The organism is Paludisphaera rhizosphaerae (genome assembly GCF_011065895.1).
GTDB classification, from domain to species: domain Bacteria; phylum Planctomycetota; class Planctomycetia; order Isosphaerales; family Isosphaeraceae; genus Paludisphaera; species Paludisphaera rhizosphaerae.
Map to the genome: position 1 here is coordinate 230,373 of NZ_JAALCR010000009.1, position 16,838 is coordinate 247,210.

A 16,838-nucleotide genomic window follows, 5' to 3' on the forward strand; every position below is an offset into this window, starting at 1 on the left:
CGTGATTCCCCGAGGCACCCGCATGCTTTCCAGCCGCCTCCAGGCCCAGGACGAGTCGCCCTTCATCAACATGACGCCCATGGTGGACGTCATCCTCTGCCTGTTGGTGTTCTTCATGGCGGCCACTCGTCTGTATGATTGGGACGAGAGCGAGTTCGCGGTGAAGGTGCCGGAAGTCGCCGACGCCGCCCCGCTGACCGCCGCCCCCGACGATCTGGTGCTGACCGTGGTCGCGCCCGGGAAAGTCGCCGTGGGGGAAGACGTTCACGACCTGGGCTCGCTGACCGCCCTCCTCACCCGGGCCCGCTCGCGATACGCCAACCAGGGCGTGATGATCCGAGGCGAGGCGACCCTAGCCTACCAGGACCTGGCCGACGTCCTCTCGGTCTGCGACACGGCCGGAATCCGCAACGTCCGGCTCCCGGTCCGCTCTCGCGACGAATCGAAGAAAACCGGGGGATCGGAAGCCCCCTGACGCCCGACCGCCCTGCCCGACCGCACCACTTTGGAGTCGACGATGGAGCTCGCCCGACAGCTTTTCGAGTTCGTGATCCACTTCAGCCCGGAGTCGCTCAACCAGATGGCCCAGATGGTCGGGCCCTGGCTCTACGTGATCCTCTTCGCGATCATTTTCGCCGAGACGGGCCTGGTGGTGACCCCCTTCCTGCCGGGCGACTCGCTGCTCTTCGCCGCCGGCGCGGTGGCCGCGCACCCGGAGTCGCCGATCAAGCTCCTGCCGCTGACCGTGCTCCTGATCATTGCGGCGATCCTGGGCGACGCCCTCAACTATGCGATCGGCTGGTACATCGGCCCCAAGGTCTTCTCGCGTGAGGACTCTCGGCTCCTCAACCGCAACCACCTGATGCAGGCCCACGAGTTCTACGAGAAGTACGGCGCGGTCACGATCATCCTGGCCCGGTTCATGCCGATCGTCCGGACGTTCGCCCCGTTCGTGGCGGGCATCGGTCGGATGAACTACGGGCGGTTCGCGCTTTACAACGTCACCGGAGGGGTCGCCTGGGTCGCGATGTTCCTGCTCGGCGGCTGGTGGTTCGCCGGCAGTGAGATCGTCCAGAAGAACTTCAAGCTGGTGATTCTGGCGATCCTGGTCGTCTCGGTCCTCCCCGCGGTCGTGGAGTTCATCCGGGCGCGGAGCAAGGCGAAGAAGGCGGTCGAATCTGCGGCGAAGGATGACGAGCCGGCCGAGAAGGGCGCCGAACGGGAGACGGCCGACGTCGCCGAGTGATCCGGCGAAGCCTCCGAGACTCAGTCGCCGCGCTGGTCGAGGGCCCTCTCCAGGTCGTCGAGAGGCACGGCGCCGAGGTCGCCTCCCAAAAGCGCGGTGAGCTGAAGCCCGACCAGCGCCTCGCTCGACTTCTTGCCGTTGAGGATCATGCTGAGGTACGGTTCGGCGCCGACGAGGACCGCGCGGGGCTTGCCGTGGACGGTGAGGACGTAACGGACCTTGTCGTTCTCCAGCTCCCGGAGAATCCCCGGCAGGTTCTGGTGCAGCTCTCGACTGCCGATGATCCGCACGGGTGAGTCCGACGTCTTCTCCGCCATGAACCAGGCCTCCGCCAATCAAGTTGATGCGACGCCCCCGATCCTCGGAGGTCTTCCGCGCGCCGCACGACCGGACGGACGCTCTGGGCGATCCGGACGGATGCGACGAATTCCGAGATCCCTTTTTGAATATGCGTCTTCGGTGCGGGCGACGATCCGCCCTTATGAGATTCTATTAAGCAGGTCCAGCGCCCGACGGCCCCCTGCTGCTTCGGCCGAGACGTGCATTCCGCGCGACTGCGGTCTCACCATTTTACGAGGACGTCCCGCCCATGCAAGGGTCGAAGCCATGGCCTTAAGGATTTGGGTGGACGATTGAGGGCGTGAAGATCGGGCCTTGGGAGTGGGGTGAAAACCCGGGAGAGAACCGCGTGCGGATCCAAATCAGCCTGGCCGTCTTCGGATTCCTGGTCTCGTTCGCAACGGCCGCCGAACCCGGGGGCGCGTTCCGCGCGGGGTTCGCCGCGTGCGACGTGACCCCTGACGCTCCGGTCCCCATGTGGGGCTACGGAGCCCGCCACGACGTCCTCTCGCAGGGCGTCCACGACCGGCTTTCCGCCCGGGTGGTCGTGGTCGAGGCCGGCGAGATGAGGACGGCGATCGTCGGGATGGACCTGGGCCGAGGGCCGACGACCGCCATGATGGCCGAGATCCGCCGGACGCTCGCCCCGCGACGGTTCGCCGGGATCCTCATCGGCGGCAGCCACACCCATCACGGCCCGGTGATCGAGCTGACCGACGCCCCAGGCCGGGGGCGAGGCAAGTTCGACGCGGCCGTCGCCTACGCCCGCGACCTCCCGGCGAAGCTGGCGGCAGCCATCGCCGAGGCCGACGACCGCCTGGAACCCGTCCAGATCCGGGCGGCGGCGAAGGACGTCTCCCTGAACCGCAACCGGCACTCGAAGCGTTCCCCCCAGTCGACCGACCCCCGGCTGACCGTGATTCGGCTCGACCGTCCCGACGGCTCGCCGCTGGCCCTGCTCGTGAACTTCGCCGCGCATCCAGTGATGCGATCGCCCGAACTCCTGGAGTTCTCGGCCGACTACCCCGGAGCGATGCGGGCGACGATCGAGGCCGACCTGAAAGCCCCGGCCGTCTTTCTTCAGGGGGCCGGCGGGGACATGAGCCCCAACCCTCCCGACGAAGCCTCGAAGGGCCCCGACGAGTTCGGCCGCCTGCTGGGCCTGGCGGCTCTCGAAGCGGCCCGGTCGGCGAAGGAGGCCGATCCGATCCGACCGACGATCGCCGTGGCCGTCGAGTCGCAGCGGTTCGGGCTGAGGCTGGACCTGGCGAACCCGATCAACCGGGTCCTCTACGGCCGGGCTTTCTTCCCGGAACTGGTGGAGAACGTCTCCGCCGAGTTCGACGGCGGCATGACCCTGGAATCGACGACCGTCCTGCTGGGCGACTCGATCGGCCTGATCGGCCTCCCCGGCGAACCCTTCCACGCCCACGCCACGCGGCTCCGAGAGCGAGCCGACCTCCCCTTCCCTCTGATCCTGGGTTACTGCAACGGCCACTTCCTCTACCTGCCGACGATCGAGGCGGCCTCCGAGGGTGGGTACGGGGCCGACCCCCGGATGTCGCCCATCGCCCTGGGGGCCGGCGAAGCCCTGCTTGACCAGGCGTTGATCGCCCTCTACCGGATGCGCGGCAAGTTCCCCGGCGAGCGTTGAACTGGCTTCGAAACGGCTTCGTTCGCGACGGGCGAGGAGTGAAGCCGTCGGCCGCAAGGGCTTGATAGTAAGTTAGTTGCGTTCGAGAGATCGCGGCCTGGAATTGGCTCCGTTCGGTCCGATTTCGACGGGCCGACTGCGGGTTCTCCCTTGCGTCTGAACTACCGACCGTCGAATTGTCAGAGAGCAGTCTCCATAAGGGAATGTGGCCTCGGATTGGGGTTTCTGGTCGAGAATTCCGGAAGAAATCGGGACCTATCGCAGCGGCCGGTGCAGTAGCCTCTCTGGGGGGAGACCGAGAGGGAGGCTGCATGCGACGAGTAGCAACGGCCGAACGGGACGTGGAGCGGCTGCTTCGGGACGGGATCGACCCGCCCGATGCTCGATTGCTGCATCGGTTTCTCCACGATCGCGACGAATCGGCCTTCGAGACTCTCGTCGATCGCCACGGGCCGCTGGTGCTGTCGGTCTGCCGTCGCTATCTCCGCGACCCTCGCGACGTGGAGGACGCCTTCCAGGCGACGTTCCTCGTCCTGGTCCGAAAGGGCGGCGACCTGCGCGATCGGGACGCGCTGGCGAGCTGGCTGTACGGCGTCGCCCGCCGGGTGGCGCTCCGGGCCCGGTCGAACGCATTGACGCGTCGCGACCGTGAAGGAGGCCGGTCGGAGATTCTCGACGAATCCACGGTCGAACCACCGCCGCTGGTCGACGACGCATTGGAGACGTTGGACGAAGAACTCGCCCGGCTGCCCGAGAAGTACCGGGCGCCGTTGATCCTCTGTCACCTGAAGGGTCGGACCTACGACCAGGCGGCGGCCGAGCTGGGCTGGCCGCCGGGGACGGTCCGCAGCCGGACGGCCCGAGCGCGGGCGTTGCTCCGCGGTCGCCTGACGCGCCGGGGCGTCAACGCTTCGGCGACTCTCCCCCTGCTCCGTTTGACGCCGGCCGTCCCCGCGTCGCTCGTCGCGGCGACCGTCGCCGCCGTCGGCCGTTTCCCCGCATCCCCCAATGGGCCGGTCGCGGCCCTGGCCCAGGGAGTCATGACCGCCATGAGCCTGTCATCGTCGAAGCTGCTCAAGATCGCCCTCGGACTCTTCGCCGGGGTTTCCGTCGTCGCCGGCTCGATCGCCTTCGGCGGGTATCTGGCCCAAAACGGGCCCGAAAGGCCGAAGGCCGAACAGACGACAAAGGCGCCCACGGCAGAGGTTCAGGATAAGCCCGCCGTCAAAGCCAACGCGGATGAGCCTCGGGAATTGGAGAAAAAGCTCGACCGGATCGCCGAACTCCTGGCTCGACCGTCAGCGGCTCTTCCGCTGTCGACCATCACCTCGGGGAGCCTTGACGACCTGACGTTCAAGGCTTTTGACACCGGGGATGTGCGGGAGATCGAGGCGGAGCTTCTCAATGCATATCCGGCCTACCAGGCTATCACTGACCGATATGAAGGATTGGGCGCGCTGGTGCGACGTGACACGGACCCTGCGGTGCGAGCAGTCGCACCAAAGGTCAAAGCGGACCTTGAAGTCGCCGTGAAGCCCGTCCGCCTACTGATGGCACGTCTCTTAAGGATGAGGGGCGAGCAGGAAAATCTGAATCGGACGCTCCAACAGGATAAGGATAGATATAATAAGCTGGTTTCTGAATTCTTCACCTTGGTTGATCGCGGTAACATCGATCCCAGTCGCTTGGTTCGAGGCCTGCCTCAGATCGAGAAGCCTGTCGAAGACGCCAGGCTGAGTCTTGGGGAGAGCCTGCGTGTCGATCTGCTGCGTCAGGAGATCTCATTGCTGCTGCCGCATGTCAGGCGGCTTGAGGTTTTGCGCGAGCCGATGGACCGTCGGGCAGTGGACGTCGAGCGACTCATCAAGTGGACCCGCGAGCACTTCAAGGAGATCCCGTTGACGATCGACGATGCAGCAGCGGATGCGAAGTGATTCGGCCGACCGAGTTTGAACCTGGCACTCGCTCAAGACCGATCGGGGCAGGCCGATATCGTTTCGAGATGGAGAGATAGCATTTGGGTGCCGTGGCCGCGCAAGCGTGGCCACGAACCGGCGTGGGACGGTTGCTTGACCATCGCCGATCGCATGCCCACGCTTGCGTGGGCATGGCACCCTGGGTCGTCCTTCATCCCATCGATCGCCCTGGTATCGAGGGCCGGCCCACGAGCTTACCGCGAGGCGACGGCGACGTCCTGGAACAGCTCGTGGCGGAGGCGGTGCATGATGGCGAGGAAGGTCTCGCGCTCGTGCTCCGTCCTGAGGCGAGGGGCGAGGCGTTCGATGCGCTGGGAGATCAGGCCCCAGGCGACGCCCATGGGGACGCCGGCCGCCATCGCGGTGCGGGCGAGGCGTCGACAATGGGCGATGAAGAGTCGCTCGCGTTGGTGGGTCATTCCGGGCAGACTCACGACGAAGACGCGAGCCCGAATGTGATCGATCGGCCGACGATCCTGCGCACCCCTCGACGTCCGCATGAATAACGTCTCCAAATCGGCGACTCCCTCGCCGAACAGAATCCTTCGAGCCGCGATCGCAGGGCGATCGCGACGACCGTGGAGAGCTTGGAGATGCTCAGAGCGGCCGTTCCCAGCCGCGAGCCGGTGAACCTGAATTCATGTGTGCAAGGCGTGAGTCGAACGGAGCGATGCGGCGGGTCGATCTGGGCCGAGAGAGGGTCGACGCGGTCATCGTCGTCGAATCGAGGAGCGGAGGATAGGGGATTCGAACCCCTGACCTTTCGCCGTCCCGTGGGGCGGGAAAAGGTCGCCGGGCGGTTGAGAATCGCAGCGATTCCCAGCCAACCTCCCGTCCTCATTCATATCGGCGAATCCAGCATTTGGCAAGAGTCGTCGCCGATTTCCTACGTCTTCTGTGGAACCGGGATTAGGCCCGGCTTCACGTTGTGCGGGGAGGGGCGTCGGAAGCCACTTCCGCTTGCCCCGGATCCGTCGGTTTTGCTAGGATCAGCCCTTCCCACAACGGGTCCTCCTACGGAGCTTCGCCCGCATCCCGACAAAGGGCAACACCATCTCATCGAGGGGCGCTGCGACGGACGCATGGGCGTTCCTGCCAGGCTCGAAGAGGTCGGTCATCGTGCAACGGCGCCCGTTCATTGTTTCAGGAGACTTTGAACATGTCCGCCGTTAACGTTAAGGATAAGCCCGCGACCTTCACCGATTACCACGTCGCCGACATCAAGCTGGCCGACTGGGGCCGTCGCGAAATCGCCATCGCCGAGACCGAGATGCCCGGCCTGATGGCCATCCGCGAAGAGTACGCCGCGAAGCAGCCCCTGAAGGGCGCCCGCATCACCGGCTCGCTCCACATGACCATCCAGACGGCCGTGCTGATCGAGACGCTCAAGGCGCTCGGCGCCGAGGTCCGCTGGGCGTCGTGCAACATCTTCTCGACCCAGGACCACGCCGCCGCCGCCATCGCCGCCGCGGGCATCCCGGTCTTCGCCTTCAAGGGCGAGTCGCTGGAAGAGTACTGGGAGTACACCCACAAGATCTTCGAGTGGGCCGACGGCGGCTTCTCGAACATGATCCTCGACGACGGCGGCGACGCCACCCTGCTCCTGCACCTGGGCGCCCGCGCCGAGGCCGACGCCTCGGTGCTCGCCAAGCCGGGGAGCGAGGAAGAGCGCGTCCTCTTCGCCGCCATCAAGAAGCGGCTGGCCTCCCAGCCCGGCTGGTACTCCGAGCGGCTCGCCGCGGTCAAGGGCGTGACCGAGGAGACGACCACCGGCGTCCACCGCCTCTACCAGATGCACAAGCGGGGCGAGCTGAAGTTCCCCGGCATCAACGTCAACGACTCCGTCACCAAGTCGAAGTTCGACAACCTGTACGGCTGCCGCGAGTCGCTGGTCGACGGCATCAAGCGCGCCACCGACGTGATGATCGCCGGCAAGATCGCCGTCGTCTGCGGCTATGGGGACGTCGGCAAGGGCTCCGCCCAGGCCCTCCGCGCCCTCTCCGCCCAGGTCTGGATCACCGAGATCGACCCGATTTGCGCCCTTCAGGCCGCGATGGAAGGCTACCGGGTCGTCACCATGGAGTACGCCGCCGACAAGGCGGACATCTTCGTGACGACCACCGGCAACTTCAAGGTCATCACGCATGACCATATGAAGAAGATGAAGGACCAGGCGATCGTCTGCAACATCGGCCACTTCGACAACGAGATCGACGTCGCCGCCCTGGAAGACTACCGCTGGGAAGAGATCAAGCCGCAGGTCGACCACGTCATCTTCCCGGACGGCAAGCGGATCATCCTGCTGGCCAAGGGCCGCCTGGTGAACCTGGGCTGCGCCACCGGCCACCCCTCGTACGTCATGAGCTCCTCGTTCGCCAACCAGACGCTCGCCCAGATCGAGCTGTGGCAGCACAACGAGAAGTACCCGATCGGCGTCTACGTCCTGCCCAAGAAGCTCGACGAGCACGTCGCCCGGCTGCAGCTCAGGAAGCTCAACGTCCAGCTCACCACGCTGACCGACGAGCAGGCCGCCTACATCCACGTCCCCAAGGAAGGCCCCTACAAGACCGATCACTACCGCTATTGATCGGCTGAGCGAAGCGAGACGGTGGGGAGCCAGGCTCCTCGATCGTCAGCAGGATCTCGCTTGAACAACAGGCCGCTCGCACCGCTGGTGTGAGCGGCCTGTTGCGTTAACGACGTCCCTTCCCTCCCCATTTCGACGGACCGGAAAGCTCAACGAGGAGGGGCGCTCATTGAGTCCGTCCCGGGCAAGCTGGAAGCGGGGATTTCTTCAGAACCGTCCAGCAGTACCAGAGCATTCTGGGAAGATGGTACGGTCCCTTCCACATGTTCCCTTTGAGCCGCACCGACTGCCGGCCGTCGCGGTGGAGGTAGCCGTACCATTCGCCGAACTCCGGGTCGGGGAAGTGGCGAAAGCTCCAGTCGTGAACCTGTCGGTGCCAGTGGGCGTATTTCTCGTCGCCGGTCAGTGACCAGGCGAGCAAGGTGGCGATGATCGCCTCGCAGTGCGGCCACCAGAATTTCATGTCGTGCCAGTAGTCTTGCACCGGCAGCCCCCGCAGGTCGCGGAAGTAGAGGATGCCGCCGTGCTCATCATCCCAGCCGCGCTTCCACATCCAGTCGAGGATCGTCAGCCCGAGGCGGATGAGTCGCTGGTCGTTCCGCGCTTTGCCTTCGTGCATGACGAACCAGGCGCACTCGATGGCGTGTCCGGGGTTGAGTTGCCGGCCGTCGAAGTGGTCGAGCACGGAGCCGTCAGGCCCGACGACTTCCATCAGGGCTTCGTGTTCGGGCTTGAGGAAGTCCCGTTCGATTTCGCCGATGCTCCAGTCGATCCACTCCGTGCAGGTCCGGCTTCGGACGGTCACGTCCCCCAGGTGTTCGCGGAGTTCTTGCGCCGTGAGCAGGGAGAACATGAGCGGCCCGACGCCCTTCGTGGGGCGGGTCTCGGGTTCGACCTTGGCCGGCATCCGGCCCGGCGTGAACGAGTGGTCGAGGTAGGCGTCGAAGTAGCGGATCGCGTCCTCGGCGGCTTGCTCGTCGCCCGTCGCCTTCGCGTACACCGCGTTCGCCATCGACGCGAACGCCTCGCTGTAGACGTACCGCCTCATCCGCAGCGGTCGGCCGTCACGGGTGACGGTGAAGTACAACTTGCCGCCTGGGCTCTCTCCATGACGGCGCAGGAACTCGATCCCGCTTCGGGCCGCGTCGAGCCACTCCGGGCTCTTCTCAACGGTGTTGTAAAGCGTGGCGAACGTCCACGCCCCGCGCCCCTGGAACCAGATCGACTTGTCCGTGTCGATCACGGTCCCGTCGTGGTCGAGGGCGGTGAGGTAGCCGCCGTGTTCGCGATCCAGGCCGTGCCTCAGCCAGAACGGGATCACGTCGCCGAGCAGCGCGTCTCGATACTGGATGAGCAGAGCGTCCCGGCCTTCGGGGGTCGTGACTGTCACGGCTGCTTCCCCTCCGTCTCAAGAGCGTCTTGACCCTCCGTCAGCCAGTCGAGGGTGAACCGGGCGAACACGATCTTGCTCGTCCCGTTCGCCTCGTAGAGGCATCCGATGGTCCCGTCCGGCAGTGCCGTCAGGCAGGAGTAGGCGAAGGCGTTCTGGCACAGCACCCGTTTCGTCGGCCACGTCTTGCCCTCGTCGTAGCTGACGAAGACCGTCCCGTTTTCCCGCTTGGTGCTCTGCGGCCCCGAGAACAGGATGCGGCTCCTGGCCCCGTCCGCCGGGTCGGTGTATCGCAGGACCGATCCCATGCAGCCCGGATCGGCGAGGTCCGGGGCGTCGTCCACCTTCGACCACGAGACTCCGCCGTCCTCGCTCACGCAGGTCTTCCGCACCGCCTTGCCCGACCAGCGGCGGACGTTGAACCGGATCGAGCCGTCCTTCAACTCCACGAACTGCGCTTCGTTGACCATGCTGGTCTTCTTCTTGTCGTCGCCGGCGTCGAGCAACCCGCCGGGGGCCGCGTCGCCCATCTTCCAGGTCTTGCCTTTGTCGTCGGAATACACGGCGTAGATGTTCCACACGCCGAACGGCCCCTCGTTGAACGGCATCAGAATGCGGCCGGCGTGCTTGCCATGGCGAAGCTGAATCCCGATCCCCGGGCCGCCCGCGATGGTCGTCACCCTGCTCTCTCGCTTCGTCTCCTTCGTGACGTCTCGGGGCTGCGTCCACGTCAAGCCGTCGTCGTCGCTGGTGATGAGCCAGTTCCGCACGACCAGATCACCCGCGTAGCCCGGCTGAATCTTCCCGCTCCGCTCGTTGACCCCGGCTGGGTACGACTGGTAGAGGAGCAGCACCAGGCCGCTCTCCCGCTCGACCGCCGCGCACGGGTTGTTGAGCGCCTTGTCCCCGTCCTCGGCGATGACCTTCGCCTTCTCCCACGTCCTGCCGCCGTCCTTGCTGCGCTTCAGGATGATCCTGTTCTTGGCCTGGTCCGCGTCGTCGGCTCGCCCCTCGGCAAAGGCCAGGACGGTGCCATTCTTGCCGACGACGACCGAGGGGATGCGGATCGACGCGAACCCGTCGGCTTTGGGCGAGAACACGTCCACCAGTTCGGGGTCGCCGGCGCGAACCAGCGACGGCAGAAGCCATAGCAGCAAGAGAGCGAGTCGACCGCGCGTCATGGAACCGACCTTCGTTGTAGGGCTCGCCGGCGGGGACGATCGGTGAGTGGATGACCGAGGAATCTCGCCGCCAAGACTGGCCGACCTCGATCGTAGCCGTTTGCGGACTGTCCCGGAAATGACAAGAGCCTTCGGACAGCAGTGTGTCCGAAGGCTCTTGTTAGTTGAGTGGAGGATAGGGGATTTGAACCCCTGACCTCTTGCATGCCATGCAAGCGCTCTCCCAGCTGAGCTAATCCCCCGTTGAGGCGTATCTGGGATGACGGTCGTGTTTGGCGTTGTCGGCCGTCTCGCACGTCACAGGGGATATACTACCGACCGGGGGGACCCAGTTCAACGCCGATTCGCCACGTTTTTTCGGGGACTTTCAGGCCGGGGGCTCGACGTCGGGGCCCTGGACGGCGAAGACGCCGTCGTAGCCTCGGCTGGGGGTGCCGGCGACCTCCTCGAAGATGATCTGGCAGATGTGCAGGCCCTTCACCAGGCGGACGGTCAACGGGCCGGCGTTCCAGATCTCGAGCTGGATTGGGTTGCCGACGAAGTTCGGGTCCTCGGCGCGGAAGCCGAAGCCGGCGTGGATCGTCGGCGCGGTGACGTGGACCCCTAGGCCGATCCTCGCCAGGCTGCTCTTCCCCTCGACGCGGGCGGCGATTCGCGAGACGTGCGGGAGTTGGAGCTTCTCGATCGTCCAGCCCAGCAGGAACATCCCCGGGGCGACCTCGAAGCCCTCGGTGCAGTCCTCCTCGACGGCGAACGACGAGGCCAGCTCGGTGGCGCTGAAATTGACGTCGGCCGGATCGACGACCAGGCTCGCGCCGTCGGGAGGCTTCCAGACCTGGAGGCGGGCGTCGAGCCGGAGGTCCAGCGCGGTGGACGACCAGGCGTCGGAGGTGAGGTCGTCCGGGGCCGGCGTGATCCGGACCTGGCCCAGGCGGAGGGCGTCGTGGATCTGCCGGTCCGAGAGGATCATGGCGAGGCCTGGGCCTTGGCCGCCTCCATCTTGTGGAGGTTCGCCAGCCAGACCCACAGGCGGTTGGCGCCGCCGTCGGATTCGTGGGGGAGTTCGACCAGGGCCAGCTTGCGGGCCTCGTCGACGCCGATCAGGCCCACGGGGAGGTAGTGGCGGCCGTCGACCTCGCCGATGAAACCGGCCTCCACTCGCAGGTGGTGCTTGTTGCCGTAGACGTCCGGGACCGCCACCGTCCGCTCCGTCGGCCGCAGCCCGGGTCCCACCTCGCAGAGGGCTTCCCACATGTCCCGAGTCCTCCCGCCCCACCGGCCGTCGACCTGAGTGTATGTTCAATACACTACAGGCCCCGGCGCGGGTTGCCAAGAGTCCGCGCCGGGTTTCCGGGCCGGGGAGTTCGGGTCCTGCCGATCAGGCGCTGATGGAGCGTTTGTCGACCGCCAGGGCGGCTTCCTTGACGGTCTCGCTGAGGGTCGGGTGGGCGTGGCAGGTCCTCGCGACGTCCTCGGACGAGCCGCCGAATTCCATCACGGCCACCAGCTCGGCGATGAGGTCGCTGGCCCGAGGGCCGACGATGTGGGCGCCGAGCAGGCGGTCGGTCTTGGCGTCGGCCAAAAGCTTGACGACGCCCTCGGTTTCGTCCATGGCCTTGGCTCGGCCGTTGGCCAGGAATGGGGACTTGCCGACCTTGTAGGCGATCCCCTGCTCCTTGAGTTGCTCCTCGGTCTTGCCGACGCTCGCCAGCTCGGGCCAGGTGTAGACGACGTTGGGAATCGTGTCGTAGTCGACGTGCCCGGGCTTGCCGGCGAGGATCTCGGCGAAGGCGACGCCCTCGTCCTCGGCCTTGTGGGCGAGCATCGGGCCGGCGATCAGGTCGCCGAGGGCGGAGATCGTCGGGACGTTGGTGCGGAAGTGCTTGTCGACGGGGACCTTCCCCGACTTCGGGTCGGCCTGCACGCCGGCCTTGGCCAGGTCGAGGCCTTCCGAGTACGCCCGACGGCCGACGGAGACCAGCACCTTGTCGCAGGTGAAGGTCAGGGTCTTGTTGTCCTTGTCCTGGGCGGTGACCTTGGCGCCCCCGTTCGGCAGGATCTCCGCGCCCGAGACCTTGGTCTCGGTGAGGATCTCCAGCCCCTGCTTCGCCAGGCTCTTGCGGAGCAGTTCGCCAACCTCGAAGTCGGACGAGGGGACGATCCGGGGGAGGAACTCCACGACCGTGACCTTCGCGCCGAGCCGTCGCCAGACCGAGCCCAGTTCCAGGCCGATCGCGCCGCCGCCGACGACCAAGAGGTGCTGCGGGACCTTGTCGAAGGCGAGGGCCTCCGTGGAGCTGACGATCGTCTTGCCGTCGAACTTCATGAACGGCAGGTTGATGGGCTCGGAGCCGGTGGCCAGCAGGATGTGGCCGGCTTCCAGTTCGACGGTCTTCTTGTCGTTGCCGACGACCTTGACGGTGGTCGGCGAGGTGAGGCTGGCGGCGCCGAAGTACGGGGTGATCTTGTTCTTCTTGAACAGGTAGGCGACGCCGTCGGTGAGCCCCTTGACGACGCCGTCCTTGCGCTTGTGCATCGTGGGCAGGTCGATCTCCAGACCGCCGACCTTGATGCCGTGCTTGGAGAACTTGGCCTCGGCCAGGTGGTAGAACTCGCTGGAGTCCAGCAGGGCCTTGCTGGGGATGCACCCGATCCGCAGACAGGTCCCCCCCAGGGCCGCGGCCTTCTCCACGCAGGCCACCTTCATCCCGAGCTGCGCCGCCCGGATCGCCGCCACGTAACCGCCGGGGCCCGCCCCGATCACGACCAGGTCGTACCGTTCCGCCACCGCGGGTTCCTCATTTCTAACTTGAGAGTCATTCGACTGTGGGCCTGGAAGCGAGACCCCAGTTCCTCCCTTCTCCCCTTGTGGGAGAAGGTGCCGCGCAGCGGCGGATGAGGGGGGCTCGACCAGGAGCCCGCGAAGCCGGGATCCCCCTCATCGGGCCTTCGACCACCTTCTCCCACAAGGTGAAGAGAGAGGTGCGCTCAAGGCTGTCTGAGGGTTGGTTCATCTTGCGCCCATATTATGGAGGCTGGGTCGAGACCCAGCCTACCAGACTGCGGGGTACGTCGAAATCCGGGCTGCCCGACTTACCAGGCGCGGCCTGAGAGCGGTCGGTCTCATCGGCTTCAATTCGGCTTCGTTCGCGCGTCGGGAGAATGCCGCAAGTTCTTCGCCAGACGAGCGTTCGAGTCGGTTTCTGCGTCGGCTTCGTTCGCACGTTGAGACGCCCCGCGCGGCGGTCTCCCCGATCCGACCGAATTGTCAAGGAGCCCGACGCCGTACCGAGGCCTACCCTTCGTCGCTCGACGCGATCGGCTCCGAAATGGCTTCGATCGTCGTAACGGCGGGCATTGTTGCGGCGATGCAAAGGATTTCATTCATTGTTCTTGCGTCGAATCGGACTCTGGCTTCGTTCGGCGATTCTCGCGCGAAGCGCTCGTCGCTCTCGTCGTCGTCACGATCGCCGCCGGGCCGATCACGGGTTCATGAGCGACCCCAGCGCCTCCGCCGGCCGTTCCCGCTCGCACCCTCTATCTATAGAGGACTCCTCGACCGCGAAGACGATCCGGAAAATCGAAGCGCGGCTTGCACCGTGGATTCGGCTCTGACGACCTTGGCGGATATACCGGATTGCTCGTGGGAGGACCGTGCCCATGCCAGGGGACGAAGCCGAATTGATCGAGTAAGCGGGGGGCAAGTCCCACGTTTTCAGACGAGCAGACGAGGTCGTCCACGCGAGGGACCATGTGCCTCCGGGACGTCATCCAGGATCCAGGCAGTTGACGGACACTTCGTCGGGGGAGACCAGTTCCAGGACCTATCGATCAGGAACCGACGGAGGGAAACGTCGACACTCGCCAACCGTCATCATTTCGTTCCGAAGTCGAACACGCCGTCACGCCACGCAACACACGGTTCGTGACGGGTGCGCCAAGGAGTCGGGTTCTGTTCCCTTGCAAACGGGAAAGGTCCTTGCCATCGTGAGGTTGACCTCATTAAGATCTTCAAAGCTTAATGGGTATTTACCTCTCACTGACTTCATCGGCGGCGAGTCGGAAACGACGGACCGGGACTCTGCGGGATCCTGCACCAGGCCGCCGATCACTTCACAAACCATGACGCCGCCGCGCCAAAACGGGCGATCGGCGACTTCCCCGGGATTTCAACTTGATGCGCCTTCATATCCATGCCGCCCTCGGCTTGATGGCTGCCCTTGCTTCCTTTGCCGCCGTCGGTTCGGCCCGCGCCGACCTGGTCATCCACGCGACCTTCGACAGTTCGATCGCCAACGATCCCAACGCCGCCGGGATCGAGGCGACGATCAATCAGGCGATCCAGTTTTATCAGACCCACATCACGACGCCGATCACGGTCAACATTACCTTCTCGTCGATGAGCACCGGTCTCGGATCGAGCAGCACCTCGATTGGAGTCATCACCTACAGCCAGTACCTCGCGGCGCTCCAAAGTCACGCGTCGAGTTCCGACGACGCGACGGCCCTGGCGAATCTGTCCGCCGGTCCGAACAACCCCGTCAACGGCGGTACGCAGATCTACGTGACGACGGCCAATCTCCGGGCCCTGGGTTTCAACGCGGCCGTGGCGACGGACAGCCAGATCGGGCTGAATACATCGCTCATGAACTATCAAGGGGTGGCGTCCGACCCGAACAAATACAGCCTCCTTTCGGTGGTCGAACATGAAATCGATGAAGCCCTGGGCCTTGGCTCGGGCCTCAATTTTGGGTCGGGTTCCGGCGTGGTCCGCCCGGAGGATCTCTTCCGCTATTCCGCTCCTGGCGTTCGGAGTTTCACAGCCACGACCAGCGCGTCCTCCTACTTTTCGATCGACGGCGGGGTGACCAACCTGGCGCAGTTCAATCAGACTGGCGGGGGGTCGGATTACGGCGATTGGGCGCCGACCAGCACCGTACGCGTCCAGGACGCCTACGGAACACCGGGGGCTAACGTTTCTCTCGCGGTCGGCTCGCCGGAAACGGTGGCACTCGACGTGATCGGCTACAATTTCGCCGTAGTGCCCGAGCCCTCTTCCTACATAGGCCTCGCGAGCGGGTTGAGCGCCGTCTTCGGTTGGCGATTCCGATCCCGTCGATCGACCGCGACCCGCGCGGAATCCTGAGCCGCCCTACCGGCGGACCGAGGATGAAACGGAGATCGCGAAGGCCCCGGACGAGCTCGCAGGGGGCTGGTCCGGGGACAGGGCGTGGGTCGTTAGGACAGGTCCTTGGCAGCCAGATAAAACCGGCGGTCGCGCGAGTCCGCGGCGTCCAGGACGGTCTCGACCTGGCTGAGCACGGCGAGCTTCTTCTTGAGGACTTCTTCCGTATACCCGTATGGGTTGCTGCCCTGGGCGAGCCAGCCACGATAGAGGTCGATAAGCCCTCGGATCGTCTTCAGCCCCTTCGCGGCAGGCTGCCACTTGGGCCGCTCGTAGGGAGCGAAGGTGAAATCGCCCAGGGGCGTCAAACCGAGTCGCTCGGCATCGTCGTCGGAGCCAAGCCAGGCGAACTCGACCGGATCGACGGCCTTCAGGTGATTGAGGCCAGGGACCGGATCCTCGAGCATCACGAATAAGCGTTCGCAGCGAAAGTTCGCCATCGATCTGCATCGCTCCACAGGGTTCGTAGGCTGGGTCTCGACCCTACATGGCGACGCCGAAGTTCCATGGGACCCGCCTGCGGGTCTCCTCAATTCCCGAGCAGTCGATCGTACTCCGCGTGCGTGCCGTTACGCCGCGGCGTCGAACTCGGCGAATCAGGCGCGAAACGCGGCCAGTTCCTCGTCCGGGAGCTTGCGGATGGCGTCTTCGATCTCGTCGACGGTGCTCATGATGATAACGTGTCGGGTAGTCTCGAATTGGGGCAAGGCTTTCCATCGCCTTGGTCGCTTCCCCCGCGCGAGGAATCAGGCTCGTCCCGACCAGTAGCCCGTGCGTCGTTTGGAGTGGGCTACCGCGAAGATCGTCGCGGATTCCCCTTCGACGCGGTAGATCAGGCTGTAGGGGAAACGCCTCAAGAGCACGTACCGATGAACCTCGTCGCAGCGAGGGAACATCTCCGGATGAGATCGGATCGCCTGGATTGCCTCGTCGAACGCCGCTTCGAATCGCGCCGCCGCCTGGGAGCTCCGATCGAGATACCAGCCAAGGGCATGCTCGTACTCGGCCTCGGCCTCCGGATGGATCTTCACCTCAGTCACGAGACTGACCTTCAAGCCGCCGACGGACCCGCTCGCGGACGACTTCCCAGGTCTCCGGTTGAACCGCGCCCGACTCGACCTCGGCCGAGCGCCGTCGGGCCTCGTCTAGCCATACGGGGTCGAACGGCAACTCATGCGAAGGGGCGTGAGTGGCCAATAACGCCTCAACGAGTTCCAGTCGTTCCTCTTCAGGCAAGGCCAAGGCTGCCTGGAGCACTTCTTCAGTCGCGGGTCCCATCG

Annotated in this window: 16 protein-coding genes, 2 tRNA genes and 1 riboswitch; of the genes, 6 read left to right on the plus strand and 12 right to left on the minus strand. The window is 65.4% G+C overall.

The features are described from left to right. Positions 1 to 22 precede the first annotated feature (22 nt). Entirely contained in the window at positions 23 to 475 is a 453-nt protein-coding gene (locus G5C50_RS13965) for an ExbD/TolR family protein (RefSeq protein ID WP_165070341.1), read from the plus strand. A gap of 42 nt (positions 476 to 517) precedes the next feature. Further along, positions 518 to 1,246: a DedA family protein gene (locus G5C50_RS13970; RefSeq protein ID WP_165070343.1), complete on the plus strand. Its 729-nt coding sequence runs from the start codon at positions 518 to 520 to the stop codon at positions 1,244 to 1,246. Between the two features lie 20 nt (positions 1,247 to 1,266). Here G5C50_RS13970 and G5C50_RS13975 read toward each other — a convergent pair whose 3' ends face one another. After that, positions 1,267 to 1,563 (minus strand): type II toxin-antitoxin system Phd/YefM family antitoxin, encoded by a 297-nt coding sequence (locus G5C50_RS13975; RefSeq protein ID WP_165070345.1) that lies wholly within the window; start codon positions 1,561 to 1,563, stop codon positions 1,267 to 1,269. 371 nt (positions 1,564 to 1,934) lie between these two features. Here G5C50_RS13975 and G5C50_RS13980 point away from each other — a divergent pair, with 371 nt between their 5' ends. Together G5C50_RS13980 and G5C50_RS13985 are read left to right on the plus strand one after the other, a co-directional pair. Next, entirely contained in the window at positions 1,935 to 3,239 is a 1,305-nt protein-coding gene (locus tag G5C50_RS13980; protein WP_165070347.1) for a neutral/alkaline non-lysosomal ceramidase N-terminal domain-containing protein, read from the plus strand. Between the two features lie 311 nt (positions 3,240 to 3,550). Further along, positions 3,551 to 5,173 carry an RNA polymerase sigma factor gene (locus G5C50_RS13985; protein ID WP_165070349.1) on the plus strand — a complete coding sequence of 541 codons (1,623 nt, stop codon included), beginning with the start codon at positions 3,551 to 3,553 and terminating at the stop codon, positions 5,171 to 5,173. 236 nt (positions 5,174 to 5,409) lie between these two features. On the opposite strand, the gene G5C50_RS13990 is transcribed toward G5C50_RS13985, so the two are convergent. Beyond that, positions 5,410 to 5,715 (minus strand): hypothetical protein, encoded by a 306-nt coding sequence (locus tag G5C50_RS13990; RefSeq protein WP_165070351.1) that lies wholly within the window; start codon positions 5,713 to 5,715, stop codon positions 5,410 to 5,412. Between the two features lie 232 nt (positions 5,716 to 5,947). Then, positions 5,948 to 6,047 (minus strand) — tRNA-Ser (locus G5C50_RS13995). 223 nt (positions 6,048 to 6,270) lie between these two features. After that, positions 6,271 to 6,355: riboswitch (S-adenosyl-L-homocysteine riboswitch) on the plus strand. A 19-nt stretch (positions 6,356 to 6,374) separates the two neighbouring features. Here G5C50_RS13995 and ahcY point away from each other — a divergent pair. Beyond that, positions 6,375 to 7,802 (plus strand): adenosylhomocysteinase, encoded by a 1,428-nt coding sequence (ahcY, locus tag G5C50_RS14000; protein ID WP_165070353.1) that lies wholly within the window; start codon positions 6,375 to 6,377, stop codon positions 7,800 to 7,802. 166 nt (positions 7,803 to 7,968) lie between these two features. Here the strand turns inward: ahcY and G5C50_RS14005 are convergent, their stop codons facing one another. The 6 genes from G5C50_RS14005 to lpdA all read right to left on the minus strand — a co-directional run bounded on the left by G5C50_RS14005 (position 7,969) and on the right by lpdA (position 13,161). Further along, positions 7,969 to 9,192, minus strand: coding sequence for an AGE family epimerase/isomerase (locus G5C50_RS14005; RefSeq protein ID WP_165070355.1), 1,224 nt, complete (start codon positions 9,190 to 9,192; stop codon positions 7,969 to 7,971). Beyond that, positions 9,189 to 10,373, minus strand: a complete 1,185-nt coding sequence (locus G5C50_RS14010; RefSeq protein WP_165070357.1) for a sialidase family protein — start codon at positions 10,371 to 10,373, stop codon at positions 9,189 to 9,191. Before G5C50_RS14010 ends, G5C50_RS14005 begins: the two co-directional genes overlap by 4 nt. A 169-nt stretch (positions 10,374 to 10,542) precedes the next feature. Continuing rightward, positions 10,543 to 10,615: transfer RNA gene (locus G5C50_RS14015), tRNA-Ala, on the minus strand. A 125-nt stretch (positions 10,616 to 10,740) separates the two neighbouring features. Then, a complete protein-coding gene (gene dcd, locus G5C50_RS14020; RefSeq protein WP_165070359.1) occupies positions 10,741 to 11,343 on the minus strand; it encodes a dCTP deaminase in 603 nt (200 codons plus the stop codon). Next, positions 11,340 to 11,627, minus strand: coding sequence for a hypothetical protein (locus G5C50_RS14025; RefSeq protein ID WP_165070361.1), 288 nt, complete (start codon positions 11,625 to 11,627; stop codon positions 11,340 to 11,342). Before G5C50_RS14025 ends, dcd begins: the two co-directional genes overlap by 4 nt. A 124-nt stretch (positions 11,628 to 11,751) precedes the next feature. Continuing rightward, the gene (lpdA, locus tag G5C50_RS14030; RefSeq protein ID WP_165070363.1) at positions 11,752 to 13,161 is read right to left on the minus strand and encodes a dihydrolipoyl dehydrogenase; all 1,410 of its coding nucleotides are present in this window, start codon (positions 13,159 to 13,161) and stop codon (positions 11,752 to 11,754) included. Positions 13,162 to 14,550: 1,389 nt separating this feature from the next. Here lpdA and G5C50_RS14035 point away from each other — a divergent pair. Next, positions 14,551 to 15,519 (plus strand): NF038122 family metalloprotease, encoded by a 969-nt coding sequence (locus G5C50_RS14035; RefSeq protein ID WP_165070366.1) that lies wholly within the window; start codon positions 14,551 to 14,553, stop codon positions 15,517 to 15,519. Between the two features lie 92 nt (positions 15,520 to 15,611). Here G5C50_RS14035 and G5C50_RS14040 read toward each other — a convergent pair whose 3' ends face one another. The 3 genes from G5C50_RS14040 to G5C50_RS14050 all read right to left on the minus strand — a co-directional run bounded on the left by G5C50_RS14040 (position 15,612) and on the right by G5C50_RS14050 (position 16,836). Next, positions 15,612 to 15,998: a hypothetical protein gene (locus G5C50_RS14040; RefSeq protein ID WP_165070368.1), complete on the minus strand. Its 387-nt coding sequence runs from the start codon at positions 15,996 to 15,998 to the stop codon at positions 15,612 to 15,614. Positions 15,999 to 16,304: 306 nt separating this feature from the next. Beyond that, on the minus strand, positions 16,305 to 16,598 hold the full coding sequence (locus G5C50_RS14045; protein ID WP_165070370.1) for a type II toxin-antitoxin system RelE/ParE family toxin: 294 nt from the start codon (positions 16,596 to 16,598) through the stop codon (positions 16,305 to 16,307). After that, positions 16,591 to 16,836: an addiction module protein gene (locus G5C50_RS14050; RefSeq protein WP_165070372.1), complete on the minus strand. Its 246-nt coding sequence runs from the start codon at positions 16,834 to 16,836 to the stop codon at positions 16,591 to 16,593. Before G5C50_RS14050 ends, G5C50_RS14045 begins: the two co-directional genes overlap by 8 nt. Positions 16,837 to 16,838: the final 2 nt, after the last annotated feature.